This window comes from Enterobacter ludwigii, from assembly GCF_001750725.1.
In the GTDB taxonomy this organism is placed as follows: Bacteria; Pseudomonadota; Gammaproteobacteria; order Enterobacterales; family Enterobacteriaceae; genus Enterobacter; species Enterobacter ludwigii.
The window spans coordinates 1,714,908-1,732,292 of record NZ_CP017279.1; the positions used below are offsets into that span (position 1 = coordinate 1,714,908).

Annotated in this window: 15 protein-coding genes; 7 read left to right on the forward strand and 8 right to left on the reverse strand. The window is 53.0% G+C overall.

Features of this window, described 5'->3' with window-relative positions:
• Positions 1-49: 49 nt before the first annotated feature.
• The 4 genes from dbpA to BH714_RS08065 form a co-directional block, all read right to left on the reverse strand.
• Positions 50-1,423: an ATP-dependent RNA helicase DbpA gene (dbpA, locus tag BH714_RS08055; RefSeq protein WP_014170312.1), complete on the reverse strand. Its 1,374-nt coding sequence runs from the start codon at positions 1,421-1,423 to the stop codon at positions 50-52.
• Positions 1,424-1,450: 27 nt separating this feature from the next.
• Entirely contained in the window at positions 1,451-1,633 is a 183-nt protein-coding gene (gene ynaL, locus BH714_RS24475) for a proline-rich small protein YnaL (RefSeq protein WP_020882481.1), read from the reverse strand.
• A gap of 274 nt (positions 1,634-1,907) precedes the next feature.
• On the reverse strand, positions 1,908-2,891 hold the full coding sequence (zntB, locus tag BH714_RS08060; protein ID WP_014170313.1) for a zinc transporter ZntB: 984 nt from the start codon (positions 2,889-2,891) through the stop codon (positions 1,908-1,910).
• 200 nt (positions 2,892-3,091) lie between these two features.
• A complete protein-coding gene (locus BH714_RS08065; protein ID WP_069973199.1) occupies positions 3,092-4,243 on the reverse strand; it encodes a methyl-accepting chemotaxis protein in 1,152 nt (383 codons plus the stop codon).
• 457 nt (positions 4,244-4,700) lie between these two features.
• Between BH714_RS08065 and BH714_RS08070 the strand changes: the two genes are divergently transcribed.
• The 4 genes from BH714_RS08070 to BH714_RS08085 all read left to right on the forward strand — a co-directional run bounded on the left by BH714_RS08070 (position 4,701) and on the right by BH714_RS08085 (position 9,150).
• On the forward strand, positions 4,701-6,830 hold the full coding sequence (locus BH714_RS08070; RefSeq protein WP_040017616.1) for a putative bifunctional diguanylate cyclase/phosphodiesterase: 2,130 nt from the start codon (positions 4,701-4,703) through the stop codon (positions 6,828-6,830).
• Between the two features lie 92 nt (positions 6,831-6,922).
• Positions 6,923-8,155: a sensor domain-containing diguanylate cyclase gene (locus BH714_RS08075; RefSeq protein WP_040017617.1), complete on the forward strand. Its 1,233-nt coding sequence runs from the start codon at positions 6,923-6,925 to the stop codon at positions 8,153-8,155.
• 73 nt (positions 8,156-8,228) lie between these two features.
• Positions 8,229-8,369: an Ecr family regulatory small membrane protein gene (locus tag BH714_RS24045; RefSeq protein ID WP_020882478.1), complete on the forward strand. Its 141-nt coding sequence runs from the start codon at positions 8,229-8,231 to the stop codon at positions 8,367-8,369.
• 217 nt (positions 8,370-8,586) lie between these two features.
• Positions 8,587-9,150 (forward strand): DJ-1/PfpI family protein, encoded by a 564-nt coding sequence (locus tag BH714_RS08085; protein ID WP_040017619.1) that lies wholly within the window; start codon positions 8,587-8,589, stop codon positions 9,148-9,150.
• Between the two features lie 69 nt (positions 9,151-9,219).
• Here the strand turns inward: BH714_RS08085 and BH714_RS08090 are convergent, their stop codons facing one another.
• Both BH714_RS08090 and BH714_RS08095 read right to left on the reverse strand, forming a co-directional pair.
• Positions 9,220-9,978, reverse strand: a complete 759-nt coding sequence (locus tag BH714_RS08090; RefSeq protein ID WP_040017621.1) for a hypothetical protein — start codon at positions 9,976-9,978, stop codon at positions 9,220-9,222.
• Positions 9,979-10,093: 115 nt separating this feature from the next.
• A complete protein-coding gene (locus BH714_RS08095) occupies positions 10,094-11,710 on the reverse strand; it encodes a peptide ABC transporter substrate-binding protein (protein WP_040017622.1) in 1,617 nt (538 codons plus the stop codon).
• 185 nt (positions 11,711-11,895) lie between these two features.
• On the opposite strand from BH714_RS08095, the gene mpaA reads away from it, so the two are divergent.
• Complete coding sequence (mpaA, locus tag BH714_RS08100; RefSeq protein WP_020882474.1) at positions 11,896-12,609, forward strand: murein tripeptide amidase MpaA; 714 nt, start codon at positions 11,896-11,898, stop codon at positions 12,607-12,609.
• On the opposite strand, the gene ycjG is transcribed toward mpaA, so the two are convergent.
• Positions 12,600-13,565 carry an L-Ala-D/L-Glu epimerase gene (gene ycjG, locus BH714_RS08105; RefSeq protein ID WP_032678269.1) on the reverse strand — a complete coding sequence of 322 codons (966 nt, stop codon included), beginning with the start codon at positions 13,563-13,565 and terminating at the stop codon, positions 12,600-12,602. The genes mpaA and ycjG overlap by 10 nt on opposite strands.
• 107 nt (positions 13,566-13,672) lie before the next feature.
• On the opposite strand from ycjG, the gene tpx reads away from it, so the two are divergent.
• The gene (gene tpx, locus BH714_RS08110) at positions 13,673-14,179 is read left to right on the forward strand and encodes a thiol peroxidase (RefSeq protein WP_020882472.1); all 507 of its coding nucleotides are present in this window, start codon (positions 13,673-13,675) and stop codon (positions 14,177-14,179) included.
• A gap of 332 nt (positions 14,180-14,511) precedes the next feature.
• The gene (locus BH714_RS08115) at positions 14,512-15,720 is read left to right on the forward strand and encodes an aldose 1-epimerase family protein (protein ID WP_040017624.1); all 1,209 of its coding nucleotides are present in this window, start codon (positions 14,512-14,514) and stop codon (positions 15,718-15,720) included.
• A gap of 35 nt (positions 15,721-15,755) precedes the next feature.
• Here BH714_RS08115 and tyrR read toward each other — a convergent pair whose 3' ends face one another.
• Complete coding sequence (gene tyrR, locus BH714_RS08120; RefSeq protein ID WP_014170325.1) at positions 15,756-17,297, reverse strand: transcriptional regulator TyrR; 1,542 nt, start codon at positions 17,295-17,297, stop codon at positions 15,756-15,758.
• Between the last annotated feature and the right edge of the window lie 88 nt (positions 17,298-17,385).

The following is a 17,385-nucleotide window of genomic DNA, read 5'->3' on the forward strand; positions in this document are numbered from 1 at the left end:
GAAATAACGCAAACGCGTCTCAGACCACCGTCTGAGACGCGTTTAAACTTTATTTCAGCAGACGAACGCGACAGGTTTTACCCTTGATTTTCCCGTTCTGCAGCTGTTTCCAGGCCTTATGGGCAACCGACTGGCGAACAGCAACATAAACATGTGCAGGATGTACCGCAATCTTGCCGATATCCGCCCCATCCAGCCCCACGTCTCCGGTCAGCGCACCGAGCACATCACCCGGACGCATCTTGGCTTTTTTACCGCCATCAATACACAGCGTTGCCATTTCAGCTTCCAGCGGAACGAGACTGACGTTGCCCGGTGCATTCACCCAGTTAAGCTTAATCTGCAGCATTTCAGACAGAATATTGGCGCGCTGCGCCTCTTCCGGTGCGCAGAAACTGATGGCCAGACCGCTGTTTCCGGCACGCGCAGTACGGCCGATACGGTGAACGTGTACTTCAGGATCCCATGCCAGCTCGTAGTTCACGACCAGCTCAAGCGATTTAATATCCAGACCGCGCGCCGCCACGTCGGTGGCAACCAGCACGCGGGCGCTGCCGTTGGCGAAACGGACCAGCGTCTGATCGCGATCGCGCTGTTCCAGATCGCCATGCAACGATAACGCGCTCTGACCTGCGGCATTCAGGGCGTCACAGACCGCCTGACAATCTTTTTTGGTGTTACAGAACACCACGCAGGAAGCGGGCTGATGCTGACTGAGCACCTTCTGCAGGAGCGCGATTTTTCCATGCTGGGACGTTTCATAAAACTGCTGCTCGATAGCAGGCAGCGCATCAACACTGTCAATTTCGATGGTGAGCGGATTTTTCTGCACGCGGCCACTGATTGCGGCGATCGCTTCAGGCCAGGTCGCCGAAAATAACAGCGTCTGACGGTCTGCAGGCGCGAAACGGATCACTTCATCGATAGCATCGCTGAAGCCCATATCCAGCATCCGGTCTGCCTCATCCATGACCAGCGTGTGTAATGCATCCAGCGAGACCGTACCTTTTTGCAGGTGATCGAGCAGTCGGCCAGGCGTCGCCACAATGATGTGTGGTGGATGCTGAAGCGAATCACGCTGTGCGCCAAACGGTTGTCCGCCACAGAGGGTTAAAATCTTGGTATTAGGCAGGAATCGCGCCAGACGACGCAGCTCGCCCGCGACCTGGTCCGCCAGTTCGCGGGTTGGGCACAGCACCAGAGACTGCGTCTGAAACAGCGCAGCATCAATATGCTGCAGCAGACCCAGACCGAAAGCCGCCGTTTTTCCGCTCCCTGTTTTAGCCTGAACGCGTACATCACGCCCCTCAAGAATGGCGGGCAATGCGGCCGCCTGAACAGGCGTCATGGTGAGGTATCCCAACTCGTTGAGGTTATCGAGTTGGGCGGCGGGCAGTACATTCAGGGTTGAAAAAGCGGTCACAATAGTCTCTCGTGGTCATCTTTGCGGTCAGATGGCGCGTATCCTCGCAGATCTCGGGGTTCGATGCGACAATTTAATCGGTTCTTCATCGGGCGGCGGGTCAGGCATCGGTTGCGGACGCGGAACAGGATCGGGCATCGGTGTCGGATCGGTGGGGATCGGATCGGACTGACGTGAATACTGCAGTTGCAGAGCGAGTAAGATGCTCATCATTCCCTCCAGGTTTTACTGACGTCCTTTTTAGGGTAGACGCTGGGGAACAGGAGGCAAAAAAAAGCCGACTAGTTAAGTCGGCGTCGTACGAATCAATTGTGCTATGCAGTAATTCAAAAAAGGAAGTAAGACAATATGGAGCGCAACGCCCATCGCTTGACGTTGCATTCACCTGCGGGAGTAATATTGCACCTTACGCGGTCATTGTTTATTGACTTCGCTCAATTAAAAGAGCGTTTTGATCTCCGTAAAAGCTGAAAAAAGCGTAAATTTACAGCCATTTACTACGATGCAACCACCATGCAACACCACCGATCAAAACAACTAACATGACGCAAAATGCGGTAAAGCCATAATGGGCCGCGCCGCCGGGAATTCCGCCCAGGTTCACGCCAAACAATCCCGTCAGGAATGTGCTCGGCAGAAAGACCATTGCCATCAGCGACATCGTATAGGTTCTTCTTGCCAGCGACTCCTGCATCACCTGCGCGATCTCATCCGCCATGACGCCCGTGCGGGCAATACAGGAATCGATTTCATCAAGTCCGCGCCCCAGCCTGTCGGCAATATCCTGCATTCGGCGTCGCTGATCGTCATTCATCCAGTTGAGCCTTTCGCTGGACAGACGCGCGTATACGTCCCGCTGTGGCGTCATATAGCGGCGCATAACAATTAACTGCTTACGCAGGAGCGCCAGAAAACCGCGCGGCGGGATCTGCTGATCGAGCAGGTTATCTTCGAGGTCGATGATTTTATCGTGCAGCTCTTCGATAAACTCACTCGCATGGTCAGTCAGCGCGTCGCAGACGTCCACCAGCCAGCTTCCGCAATCGGTCGGTCCGGTGCCCTCTTTCAGATCGTTCACGATATCATCCAGCGCCAGAACTTTACGCTGACGGGTGGAGACAATCAGACCATCGTCCATATAAACACGCATCGCGACCAGCTGGTCAGGACGTTCATCGGTGCTGCCGTTAATGCAACGCAAAGTGATGAGCGTGCCGTCCCCCATTCTGCTCACACGTGGCCGCAGGCTTTCACCCGCCAGCGCATCACGCACGTTGTTCGGCAGGAGCGGCGTCGTGGCCAGCCAGTCGGCACTGTCCGGATGGGTATAGTTAAGGTGTAGCCAGCAGGGATGCTCATTATCAATAACATCGTTGTCTTCCAGCGGTCGGGCACCGCCACGACCATCCAGCACCCAGGCAAAAACTGCATCAGGAACGTTTAGTTCTGATCCTTTTATACTCTCCACCGCGCCTCCCCCTTTTCAGCTCTTTCGTTGTCAGTCTAGCTTTCATCAGGGGTTAAGCAACAACTATGTTTCGCATCGCGCTGAATTCGCTCAGGAAATAACCGTATTCCGCCAGGCGCCTTTTCAGACCGCACGGGAGGGTAATTCAGTGGCGAGAAGTCCGGATAAAAGAGCCCGGTTGACCAGGCTCTTTTCGTGCATCAGAGGGAGTGACCGGGACGCGATTGGAATGACAGCGGGCCAGCATGAGAAGGCGTGGATTCAGCCTGATCCCCCTTTTCGAGCCGGAAGTTACGCGTCCGCGCCTGCAGTTCACTTACCTGATTACGCAGTACATCAGAGGATCCGTTGAGTTCTTCTGCCATCGTAACGTTACTTTGCGTGACCCGTTCCAGCTCAGACAAGGCCAGCGTAATCTGGGAAATGCCTTTCTCCTGCTCTGACGTCGAGGTGAAAATGTCATCCATCAACTGGCTGACATTGCCGGAGCCGGTCACAATTTCTTGCATATTCTTTTCAGCTTCGGACACAACGGTCACGCCCTGAGTAACGTTATTGCTGGTCACTTCAATCAGCGTTTTGATGTTTTTGGCGGCATCCGCGCTGCGGTGGGCCAGGTTTCGCACCTCTTCTGCCACCACCGAAAACCCTTTTCCGTGGTCACCGGCTCTGGCCGCCTCAACGGCCGCGTTTAGCGCCAGGATATTCGTCTGGAAGGCAATGCCGTCGATCATTGAGATAATCTCCGTCATTTGCTGTGCACATTCGGTAATGGATTGCATATTGGTGGCCACCTGCCCCATCAACTCGCCACCTTTACGCGCCTGCAATGTCGCCCTGTTTGCCTGCTCGCTGGCCAGTCGGGTGTTATCGGCATTATTTCGGGTACTTGCTGCCATCTGCTCCATGCTGGCAGCCGTTTGCACCAGCGATGCAGACTGCTGCTCTGTTTTCACCGAAAGCTGCGCGCTACGCGCGGAGAGTTCATCGGACAAGGTCATGGCGGTTTGCGACGAGGCCCTGATCTCGCGTACCAGGGTCGCGATGTTGCTGGAGAGGCTGTTAATCCCGGGGATTAAACGCCCTGCACAGTTATTGCCAAATTCAGGGATAGTCACGCCAAGATTGCCTGCAGTCACTTCTTCAATACTTTTTTTCACCGTATTGATCGGCGTCACAAGATACTTTGTCATGTAGCCCCAGAGCAAAAATAGCGCAACGAAATTAATGATATTGAGTGAAATAAAGAGAGAGGATTTGCTGGAAAATAGAACAACGACACCTGCATCAACCAGGAAAAGACATAAAAGGAACCCGGCAATGAAGGTTCTGACACTAATATTTCTTAGCATGATTATATCCACGATTTTATATTTAGGTCGGCATTAAGATTTATAGCATTCGTGTTGTTGTTTGTCCTGATGAACAACGCTGGTTTCACCTTTCGCCGTTAGCCACCTGAGATTTAACTTAAGTCAGATAAAAACAGGGTATTAGTGAAAATGTTATATGCAGCATCCTGTGATACTGGTTTCCTGCCACTTTAAGCGATACCATCGCCTGCGATGAGACAATATGGCCGCGCTCATATTTAAGGAGCTTTGCTGCAATTATTCGCCTTTGTTTAGCAATGCTTAATAGGTGCCGGAAAGAATATATTTTATATTCACCGCCAGCCTTAACGTTTTAATATGACCGGTCGTTTTGCACGATACCTAACTCATATTATTTGAATGCGCATGTACGTTGCCAGTTAAAGACGTGCCCGGCAGGCGAAATCGGTAACCCTCTTTGGCGTGGGATTGCATAATGCTCAATATATCGTGGGACCCTGTGTTAATAGCCCTCTCGTATCTGGTGGCCTTTATCGCCTCATTTGTGGCCCTGGACAGCGCCGGAAAAATCCCGCTTTCCAGCCGTAAAACGGCGATGTTCTGGCGTATCGCCGGAGGCGTCACGCTTGGGATCGGGATCTGGTCAATGCACTTCATCGGCATGCTGTCGATGCAAATGCCGATGATAATGAGCTATAACCTCTGGTTAACCCTCGCCTCACTGGGCGTGGCGGTGGTTGCATCCACGGTCGCCATCAATATTGCCGTAACGGGTAAAACCCTTTCCCCTTTTCGATTGATCGTTGCCACGGTGCTCCTGAGTGCTGGCGTGGTCTGTATGCACTTTATCGGTATGGCCGCACTGATGCTGGACAGCCATATTCTCTGGGATCGACGCATTGTTGCCGTGTCCGTGTTGATTGCCGTTATGGCCTCCGGCGCTGCGCTGTGGCTGGCATTTCGCCTGCGGGATATGCGCAAAGGGGTGTTTATCAATCGTATTCTCGCGGCCTGCGTGCTGGGTGTCGCCATCTGCGCGATGCACTACACCGGCATGCGTGCCGCCCATTTTCAGGAAATGACGCATACCCTGCCCGGCGGTATCAGCGAGTTGGGGTTATCGGTCTGGGTTTCTGTCACCACACTGTGCCTGCTCGGCGGTATGTTAATGATTTCGCTCATCGACTCGCACCGGCGGACGAACCGACTGACCGATAACCTACGCCAGCTTAATCGTCAGCTTGAACTGCAGGCGCGGTTTGATGCGCTCACCGGTCTCGCTAATCGCCACCAGATGGACATTCGGATGCAGGATTGCCTGCGCAGCGCATTGCTCAGCAAGAAGCCATTCGCCGTGATTTTCCTCAACGTCGATCATTTCAAACGCATCAACGATACCTGGGGCCACAACACCGGGGATGAGTTGTTAATCTCTCTCGCGCAGCGCATTACCGCCCGCCTTACCCGCGAGATGACCCTCGCCAGGCTTGGCGGCGACGCCTTTATCCTGCTGGTTCCCGAGTGTGACGACGATAAACTCAACGCGCTGCTCACGACATTGCTGGAGGATATGCGCCGCCCGTTTTCACTTTGTGGGCACACGCTGAGCACAACAATCAGCGCGGGGGTCAGCCTCTACCCGCAGGATGGCGAGACGCTGCATGAGCTGAAGCTAAAAGCCGATGCGGCCCTGAATCGCGTCAAAGAGGATGGACGAAACGGCTGGGCCGTCTACCGGAACGAGATGTCAACGGCCATTCCGGCCAACCCCGGCTTCCTGCAGGAGTTAACTCAGGCGCTGGAACGCGATCAGTTTGAACTGTGGTATCAGCCGACCTGGCATGCAAAAGACACCACTATTCACGGTTTTGAAGCCCTTCTGCGCTGGCGGCACCCTGAGCAAGGGGTGTTGCTGCCTAATCTGTTTTTACCGTCGCTGGAACAAACGGGGCTGATCATCCCGGTGGGGAACTGGGCGATTGAAGCGGCATGCCGTCAGCTTCATTTCTGGACAGAACAAGGTTTCAGCCAGTGGACATTGTCCTTTAACCTCTCCCCCGTCCAGTTCGAACAGCCGGATATCTTCCACATCATTTCGTCGATGTTGCATAAATATAATCTGTCGCCCTCCCGGCTTATCCTTGAGGTGACAGAAAGTACCGCACTGAAAAATCTCGACCGCAGTATTGAATTACTCAATGCGTTCAATCAAGCCGGGATTACCGTCTCGATTGATGATTTTGGCACCGGCTATTCCAACCTGTTGATGTTGAGCGTTCTGCCCGCTAAAGAGCTAAAAATCGACAAGAGCTTTGTGCACTCGATGCTGGTAAATGAAAAAAGCCGCAAGCTGGTGGAAACCATTATTAATATCGCCAGGACCATGGAAATGAATGTGGTTGCGGAAGGGATCGAGACGCAAGAACAACAGGTGGTGCTGACGGACCTCGGCTGTGATTACCTGCAGGGGTTTCTTTTCTCCCGTCCATTACCTGCCGAACAGGTTCCCTGGCTGCTGCTGCAAAAAAACTCAGACAAACAAATTATACCCATTGGTAAAATTCACGCGGAACCCGCATATATTTCACAAAAAAATCATGCCTGACCGGGTTAAGTAGAGTATGTTTCAAAGGAGTCCACTCCCGTTAATTCTGTCATGATCCTCAGGCACATTGTGCCGATGTACAGGAATACGCTATGTCGCAAAATTGTTTTGATGCGCTGAATTTAATTAAAACCCCCGTGTGGCTCATTTCACCTGCTTCAGAACAGATCATTTTTGCAAATGTGGCCGCCGCTCAGATCATGGGCGATAAAACCCTGGATGACCTACGCAAAGGTACCTATTCCGCCAATGCGCATCACGTGCTGTCGATGTATGTGCCTGAACTGAAGAGTGAGCAGGAGATCGTCGAAATCTGGACCATCTCCCGCGATGGACATGAAACCGCGCTGAGCTGCCGTCTCTCGCTTGCCCATTTCGTGCCCCAGGGGAATGTTATTGTTTTTGAAGGGCTGACGCAGCAGGTTCTCTCCGGGCTTAAGGCCAGCCGCTCCGCGACCTACCAGCGCAAAAAACAGGGATTTTACGCGCGCTTTTTCCTGACCAACAGCGCGCCAATGCTGCTTATCGATCCGTCCCGGGATGGCCAGATTGTGGATGCCAATCTGGCGGCGCTGACTTTTTACGGTTATGCGCATGATGAAATGTGCAGAAAACATACCTGGGAAATCAATACTCTGGGGCGGGATGTGATCCCCGTGATGACGGAGATTGCCGCGTTGCCGGGCGGCCATAAGCCCCTCAACTTTATCCACCGTCTGGCCGATGGCTCCACCCGCCATGTTCAGACCTATGCCGGGCCGATTGAAATTTACGGTGACAAATTGATGTTGTGCATTATCCACGATATCACCGAGCAAAAAAGGCTGGAGCAGGAGCTGGAACACGCGGCACTGCGTGATTCCATGACGGGCCTGCTCAACCGGCGTCAGTTCTATATCATCACCGACCAGGCCAACACCTATCATCTTCCCGCGCAGCAGCAATTTAGCCTGCTGCTGGTGGATACCGATCACTTCAAAAATATCAACGACCTCTTCGGCCACCTGAAAGGTGATGAGGTGCTGATCTCACTCTCGCGCACGCTGGAAGCCTGTAGCCGCAAAGAGGACCTGGTCTTCCGCTGGGGCGGTGAGGAGTTCGTCATCCTGCTGCCGCGCACCCCGCTCGACACCGCCCTGCAAATCGCCGAAACTGTGCGCGATGCGGTCGCCCGCATCACGATCCCGGGTTTACCTCGCTTCACCGTCAGCATTGGCGTGGCGCGACATAATCCGGGCGAGAGTATGGATGAGCTGTTTAAACGTGTGGACGATGCGCTTTATCGCGCCAAAAGTGATGGGCGCAATAAAGTCCTGGCGGCATGAAACTGGTGTATCTTCGTAAGCCCCGTTACAATGCCCCTCTCGAATAAATGGACCACAGGTGGGTAGATGTGCAATGGGAAAAACAGAAATAATACTCACCATAATTATTTTATTCGTTATTATATTTGGCTTCTGGTTTATTTTCAGCGGTGAGATCTGGTTTCTGGTGGAATACCTTGAGAACAGTATCTACCCCACCTTCGATGCGCTATGACGCATGTTTAATTCCTTGTTTCACCTACCGAATTTGTCAGGTATCAGCACCGGTAAGAGGTGCGTAAAATACGCAACGTTATCCTCCAACAAGTTGATAACGAATCATTAAATCATTTGCTTATTTCGCCCGTTCTCTGACGGGCTTTTTTTATTTCCGGCAATTCAGCTGTGCCAGGCTATATCTTAAACATCGTTAAACCTAAAGGTGAGAAATGATGAGCAAGAAAATCCTGATGTTGGTCGGCGATTACGCCGAAGATTATGAAACAATGGTGCCCTTTCAGGCTTTACAGATGATTGGCCATCAGGTGGACGCCGTCTGCCCGGACAAATCCCGTGGCGACTACATCATGACGGCGATCCATGATTTCGACGGCGCCCAGACCTACAGTGAAAAGCCGGGCCACCGTTTTATCCTCAATGCCGATTTTTCCGCCGTAAAAGTGCAGGATTATGACGCGCTGCTAATCCCGGGCGGACGAGCCCCTGAATATCTCCGGCTAAATGATGACGTGCTGAAACTGGTGCAGGCCTTCGACGCCGCGCGCAAACCGATTGCTGCGGTTTGCCACGGACCGCAACTGCTCGCTGCTGCCGGCATATTAAAAGGACGAACCTGTAGCGCCTATCCCGCCTGTGCGCCTGAAGTCCGCCTCGGCGGCGGGCACTATGCCAATATTGGTATCGATCAGGCGCACGTAGACGGTAATCTGGTCACTGCCCCCGCCTGGCCTGCGCATCCGCAATGGCTGGCGAAATTCAGTGCATTGTTAGAATAACGTTGCCCTGCTCCCGCCAGTAGCGCCTGGCGGGAGAAATCCGCTGGGAATAATGTGTCCCCCGGCGATTTAGCGATCCTGCCGCTCCCACTGCGCTTCCCGCTCACGCGCTTTTCTGCGGGCTTCCTCTTTTTCACGATACAGTGGCGGATAGTAGATGTTCCCCCAGTCCCATTTACCAAACCAGAGACTCATCAGCGTACTAAAGATGAGTATAAGTACGGTATAAAAGAGAACGGTTCCGCTTTCACCGCCGTGGCTGAACAGATCGATGACCAGCGAATGCTGCGCGTCGCTAAACCACTGCGGATGGTCATCAAGCATCATGAAAAAGAGGATCCCAAAGAGTAAATCCCCGACTTTAAATCGTTCATGAAATTTCGTGCGCCAGTTTGCATTATGTTTTTCATAATAATTCAGCAGGAACTGGTTGTTTTCCTTCAACGCTAAATCAAGTACTTCGCCTGAAGGAACTTCACCCGACCTCTTCTGATAATCACTCTGCGCGCGCAAGAAATCCGGGAAGATTCCGCTGTAGATGAACTCATTGAGTAATAGCCTGACGATATTGGCTATAAAAGGCATCAGGGTGGTGGCAATTAAACCTAAGCCGGCGAGCGCCACGCAGAAAAATCCCAGATGTTCGGTCCAGTTAAGTGTCTGAACAGGCCAGGTCAACATTCCTTGCCCGCTGTATACCAGCAGCGCCAGATCGGCGAAAAGGACAATATAGATGAAGCGGATAATCCATTGCCATTCCCAGATTTTATCCATAATCCCTAACCCTGCCGGGAAAGACGCTTTCTCTTTCTTTTCATCCGTCATCATTTACCTCCCCTTTGACTCACGGAACAAACATCCCTCGTTCAATAAAGAAAAACTGGCGCAAATGCGCCAGCTCTTAATTTAACGTTCACAACGAAGACCGGCGGTTCCCGGCTCGTCAGTGTTTCTCAATATACATCGTCCGGCTATAAGCCACGTCTTCCGGGTTATTAATGGGGTAACCTTTCACCCATGGTTTGATCAGGCGGCCGTTGGTGTACTGGTAAATAGGTGCGATTGGCGCTTTTTCCGTGAGGATTTTCTCCGCCATGTTGTAGTCTGCGTTACGGGCTTTCGCCGTGTTTTCGAGCGTCGCCTGATGGATAATTTTATCGTACGCCGGATCGTTGAAACGCGAAATATTGCCGCTGTGGGTTGAGGTCAATAACGACAGGAAGGTCGATGGCTCATTGTAATCCCCGACCCATGACGCGCGGATCACATCGAAATTACCGGTATTACGGCTATCGATGTAGGTTTTCCACTCCTGGTTCTGCAGTTTGACGTCAACGCCGAGGTTTTTCTTCCACATCGAGGCCACCGCAATCGCGATTTTCTGATGGTTTTCTGACGTGTTGTACAACAGGTTCAGCTTCAGCGGGCGCTGAGGGCCATAGCCCGCGGCCTGAAGCAGCGTTTTCGCCTGGGCATTAAGTTCCTGCTGTGACATTTGCTCAAACGGCGAGGTTTCTGGCGTAAACCCTGCCGTCACGTCTGGCGTGAAATGCCAGGCGGGCTTCTCACCGGTTCCTAACACTTTGTCCGCCATGATGCGGCGATCGATGGTCATGCTCAGGGCGAGGCGTACACGGGCATCGGCCGTGGGTCCTTTTTGCGTATTAAACGCATAGTAATAGGTGCCCAGCTGAGGCGGTGTATACACCTGTCCCGGAATGTCCTTGAGCAGCTTCTGATACATGTTTTTCGGGAACGATTCGGTGATATCAATATCATCCGCCAGATAGCGTTTAGTGGCCGAGGATTCCTGGTTAATCGGTATGAACGTCACTTTTTGCAGGACGGTTTTGGCGTTATCCCAGTAGTGTGTATTCGGCACCACAACCAGTTTTTCATTCACCACGCGATCTTTCAGAACGTAGGCGCCATTTCCGACCAGAGCCCCCGGACGCGTCCACTCTTTGCCGCTCTCCACATTGGCCTTTTGCACCGGATAGAAGGCAAAGTTTGCCGTCAGATTGCTAAACCACGGCAGCGGTTTATCCAGCTGCACACGTAAGGTTTTTGCATCTACGGCCGTCACGCCCAGCGTATCTGGCGCGGCTTTACCATCAATTATCGCCTGTGCGTTATGGATACCCGCCAGCGCCGCAAACCAGGCAAACGGAGACGTGGTTTTCGGATCAACCAGACGCTGCCAGCTGTAGACAAAATCCTGAGCGGTAACTGGAGAACCGTCAGACCATTTCGCGTTATCACGTAAGGAGAAGGTCCAGATACGGTTATCATTACTCTGCCAGCGCGTCGCCACGCCTGGGGTCAGTTCACCTTTCTCATTCTGATTAACCAGCCCTTCAAAAAGGTCGCGAATGACCTGTATCTCGGGTAATCCCACGGCTTTTGCCGGATCAAGGGAAGCCGGCTCATCTTTAATGTGTCTGACCAGCTCCTGTTTTTGCGCCAGTACCGTGCCCTGTGGCACATCAGCGGCGTACGAGAGTGTAGAGAGTCCGCACAGCAACAGTGCAGCACAGAGACGCGAAACAGGATGCTTCATAAGATCCCCTTTTATGAATTCAGGTAATAAGCAGATGCGTAATTATTTGTTTCGACAATGAGAATTGCAAATACCTTCCTCCGGAAAGTTGATATCCGGCAATTTTCCCGCCATACGGAAACTATTTGATTAACCGCGAGTTTTGCACAACACTGCCAGTAGAGACTTCTTTATCAGGATTTCCTATGGCAATCACCCGACCCAGAGCGGAACGCGGCGCCTTCCCGCCAGGTGCAGAGCAGTATGGCCGTTCATTTTTAGGCGCATCGCTGATTTGGTTTCCGGCCCCCGATGCCGATCGCAACAGCGGCTTAATCATTGCCGGCACGCACGGCGACGAGAACTCGTCTGTCGTCACGCTCTCGTGCGCGCTGCGCACGTTGACGCCCAGCTTACGACGTCATCACGTGATTCTGGCCGTCAACCCGGATGGGTGTCAGCTTGGATTACGCGCCAATGCGCGGGGAATCGATTTAAACCGTAATTTCCCTGCAGCAAACTGGCGCGCCGGTGAAACGGTTTATCGCTGGAACAGCTCCGCCGAAGAGCGTGACGTTGTCTTACTGACCGGCGACACGCCGGGCTCGGAGCCGGAAACACAGGCGCTGTGCCAGTTAATCCATAAGATCCACCCGGCCTGGGTTGTCACCTTTCACGATCCGCTGGCCTGCATCGAAGATCCGCGGCACACCGAGCTGGGCGAATGGCTGGCGAATGCTTTCGCCCTGCCGCTTGTCTCCAGCGTGGGCTATGAAACCCCTGGCTCATTCGGCAGCTGGTGTGCCGACCTGGGATTACCTTGCATCACCGCGGAATTCCCGCCGATATCGTCAGATGAAGCTAGCGAAAAATATTTAAAAGCCATGGTGGAGCTTCTGCGCTGGCAACCTCAAAAATGAAGGACGCCGCTGGTAAACGTCAGTGCCGGTGAAACGTCAACCGCCAGCCATGTCGGGCCATCAAGATCGGCAAAACTGACATGATTTACCAGCGGCAGCGCCGCGTTGATCGCCCGGGATGTACACAGCATACATCCCAGCATGATTGAAAACCCCTGAGCCTGCGCCTGTTCTGCCAGCGCCAGCGCCTCTGTCAGCCCGCCGGTCTTGTCGAGCTTGATATTGACCATCTCGTAACGACCCTGCAGTTCAACCAGGCTATCGCGCGTATGGCAGCTTTCATCCGCGCAGATAGGCAGCGGGTGGATAAAATTCTTCAGCGCCGCATCATCCTGTGCCGGCAGAGGCTGTTCCAGCATGGCTACGCCCAGGTCGGCCAGCAGCTGACATCGTGCGGCAAGGCCTTCGGGATGCCATGACTCATTCGCATCCACAATTAACGTGGCTGTCGGGACTGCCGAGCGGATAGCGACCATACGCTCGCTGATCAGACGATCGTCAAGCTTCACCTTTAACAGCGTCGCCCCCGCATCAAAGAGTGCTTTTGCGCTGGCGGCCATGTGTTCAGGCTCGCCAATCACCACCGTTTGCGCCGTGACAACCGATGTCGGCAACGTGACGCCTAGCAGCGTCGTCAGCGAGGTTTGCTGTTTGGCAGCCTCCAGGCTCCAGAGTGCGCAGTCAATCGCATTACGCGCCGCGCCGGCGGGTATACGCTGCTGTAGCGCCTCGCGGGTGAGCCCTTTTTCCAGATCGGGAACGAGCGTCATGATAAGTGCCATCACCGACGCCAGACTTTCGCCATAGCGCGGGTACGGCGTGCATTCGCCGACGCCCTTAATGCCGTCCTCTTCTATCTCCACCACGACCACACTGGCTTCGCTTCGACTGCCGCGGGAGATCACAAACGGGGTATGCAATGGCCAGGCTTCTTCATAGACCTTAACGCTTCTCATCACTGACTCCTTGCGGCCCGGAAAGGCGAAAAAATTGGTTTGCCGTGTTATCCGCTGATGGCATACACTAGCCCCGACGTTAACTATATGTAAACAGGAAGATATCTATGTCACAACTCGTTCATTTCCAGGGCAACCCGGTTACTGTTGCAGGTTCCATTCCACAGGCTGGCAGCAAAGCACAGGCTTTTACTCTGGTGGCTAAAGATCTGTCTGACGTCACACTGTCTCAGTTTGCTGGCAAACGCAAAGTCCTGAACATTTTCCCAAGCATCGACACCGGCGTCTGTGCTGCATCCGTGCGCAAATTCAACCAGCTGGCGACGGAAATGGATAACACCGTTGTGCTGTGTATTTCTGCCGACCTGCCGTTCGCCCAGTCCCGTTTCTGCGGTGCTGAAGGTCTGAGCAACGTCATTACCCTCTCCACCCTGCGCAGCCCGGATTTCCTGGAAAACTACGGCGTGAGCATCGCGGAAGGCCCACTGAAAGGCCTGGCAGCGCGCGCTGTACTGGTTATCGATGAAAATGACAACGTCGTCTTCAGCGAACTGGTTAACGAAATCACCACCGAGCCGGATTACACTGCCGCGCTGGACGTGTTGAAAGCATAATGAATGCTTAGCATTCTATATAGCTTAGCAATCTAATGAAATAACAGGGTTTATTTCTCTTTGCAGGCTCTGGAAGACGACACATGACAAACCTCGCACTGGCGGGGTTTTTTATTCCCTTTAAGCTGAATCGTTAAAGCTAAAACCTTCACCGTTCACATTTACTGTGCAATTAATTGTATTGAAGTTAACTTAATTGCGATCTTATTCTCATATTAGACCTTAAATATTCATATTTTCTTCCCCAGTGAAGCACATCACATTTCCCTTCAGGTCAAAACATTAGATTTGCTGACGAAAGCAAATAATCGTTTCAGCAAAAAGGAAAGGATATGAAAATTAAACTGGCTATTACGCTCCTTGCGGCTTTGATTTCGGGTCATGCTGCGGCGAAAACCTGGGTGCTGACAAGCGCTGAAAGCGGCGTGGAGAAAGGAAACTGGAAAATAACGAGCGATGAGCTGAAGGTAAAAGAGCAGGCGTTCAGCATTGAACAAAAAGTGTTGCACGGCGGGAAACAGGAAGGCAGCAAAATCCTTGTTATCAGCAGTAAAAGTGGCCTGACCATTACCTTAAGCCCCTCTCGCGGCATGAACCTGCTCCATGTGGAAGGCTTCGGCACCAGAATGGGCTGGGATTCCCCGGTAAAAGAGGTCGTGAACCCGGCATATATTAATCTGGAAAGTCGCAACGGGCTTGGCTGGCTGGAAGGTTTCAACGAGATGATGGTGCGCTGTGGCTATGAGTGGACGGGCCACCCGGTCACGGCTGACGGCCAAATCTATACGCTTCACGGCAAGGCGGGCAACACGCCTGTATCGCAGGTTGAAGTGGAGGTAGCTGACGCCGCCCCCCATGAAATTCGAATTCGCGGTTTGATTAAAGAGAGCACGTTCAAAAAAGCAGATTTGCAGACCATGACCGAACTGCGCTACGTCCCAGGAACCAACCAGTTCAGTTTGCACGATGTCCTGACAAACCATGCCGATTACCCGCATGATTATCAAATCATCTACCACAGCAACTTTGGTACCCCGATCCTCGAAGAAGGCGCGCGCTTCCTTGCCCCGGTCGCGAGCGTCAGTCCATTCAATGACTACGCGAAAGCCGGTGTCAACGACTGGCAGACCTATGCCGGGCCAACGAAAGGCTTTGATGAGATGGTGTTTAACCTCAAACCGCTTGCGGATAACAACCACGAAACCCTCGCGGCCGTGGTGAATAAAGCCGGTGATAAAGGGGCGTCCATTCAGTTTGATACCCGCCAGTTGCCGGTGCTGACCTTATGGAAAAACACCGACACCCTGAAGCAAGGTTATGTCACCGGTATTGAGCCGGGTACCAGCTACGCTTACCCGGTCACCATTGAGCGCGAACAAAAACGCGTTAAGCAATTGCAACCGGGAGCCAGCACACAGTTTGATCTGACCTATACCCTGCTCCATAACCCGCAACAGGTGAAAGACGTGGAGAACCGAATTGCATCGATTCAGGGAGAGACAAAGGTCGACATTAATAGCACCCCTATCGCAAAAGAATAAGTAAAAAAAAGCCTCTTTACAGAGGCTTTTTACCGTTATTCGTCACCCTTCTTCTGATTCAAACCATACTCTCGCAACTTATTGGCAATCGCCGTGTGTGAAACGCCAAGGCGTTTTGCCAGCTTACGGGTGCTTGGATAGCTACGGTATAGTTGCGTCAGCACGGAGCGCTCAAAACGGCTGGTAATGTCATCCAGCGAACCTTCCATCGCCTCTTCACCTACTGACACCGTCCCGGCATCGTAATCCGGTAACAGAATATCCTGCGGACGCAGTTCATAACCTTCCAGCTGCGTCAGCGCGCGGTAAACGGCGTTCTTGAGCTGGCGAATGTTGCCCGGCCAGCCGTAGCGCATGAGCACCGTGCCGAGATCGGCTGAAAGCTTCGGACGCGGTACCCCCTGCTCGTCGGCAAAGCGCGCCACAAAGAGTTCGGTCAGCGGCATGATATCCTGCGGGCAATCGCGCAGCGGTGGGATATTCAGGGTCAGGACATTCAGGCGGTAGTAGAGATCCTCGCGGAATACCCCTTTTTGCACCAGTTCGACCAGGTTTTTCTGCGTCGCACAAATCACACGCACATCCACATGAACTTCGTGATCCTCGCCTACACGGCGGAACGTGCCATCATTGAGGAAGCGCAGCAGCTTGGCCTGCATGCGTGGCGACATTTCACCAATCTCGTCCAGCAGCACGGAACCGCCGTTAGCCTGCTCGAAGAACCCTTTTTTACCTTCCGGCGCGTGACCAAATAATTCGCTTTCGACGGCATCTTCCGGAATCGAGGCGCAGTTCAGGGCCAGATACGGTTTTGCCGCTCGCGGGCTGGCCAGATGCACAGCATGCGCCAGCAGGTCCTTCCCGGTACCGGTATCGCCGGTAATCAGCAGTGGCGCGGTCAGACTCGCGAGTTTGCGCGCCTGATCCACCACATGCCGCATTTTCGGGCTGACGGCAATAATCTGGCTGAATGCCCCCACATCCTGGCTGGAGATATTTTGCAGCTGACGGCCCATGCGCACGGTAGAACGCAGCATGATCACGGCGCCGGTCAGAACGCGCGTGTCGGCCTCGCCTTTCAGATAGACCGGCGTTATCTCCATTAAGAAATTCTGTCCGTGGATAACCACATGCTCGCTGTGGGTGTTCTGCGGGTTGCTGTCCAGCCAGCGCTGGAAGTTAAAGCCGGGAATCAACTGTGCTGCGTTGTGGTTGCTGAGTTTTTCCTGACTCTGCGCGAACAGCTGGCAGCTGGCATGGTTAACACGCTCAACCTTACTTTTTAAATCCAGGGAGAGGAAAGGCTCTGGCATGGCTTCAAGCAATGCGCTCAATGCCAGATGCTCACGCTCCGACGGCATCCAGGGGATGGTGCGTACATCCGTAACGCCAGCGATACGGCGTATTTCTGCCATCAGGCTACTGAACGTATTAAATTCAATTTCGGCAAAATTGAGGTAAATTCGCCCGACAGGATCGATCTCAATGCCACGTAAATCAATGCTACGTAAAACAAGAAGATCGAGTAATTCGCGGGTCAGACCGAGACGGTCTTCACAGAAGACTTCAAGACGCATGGGAAATTCACCGTTTTAAGCCAATAACATTAAAATGATATGTCAGAACACGGTGATCGGGAAGATGGCTGTCAACAAATATTGACAG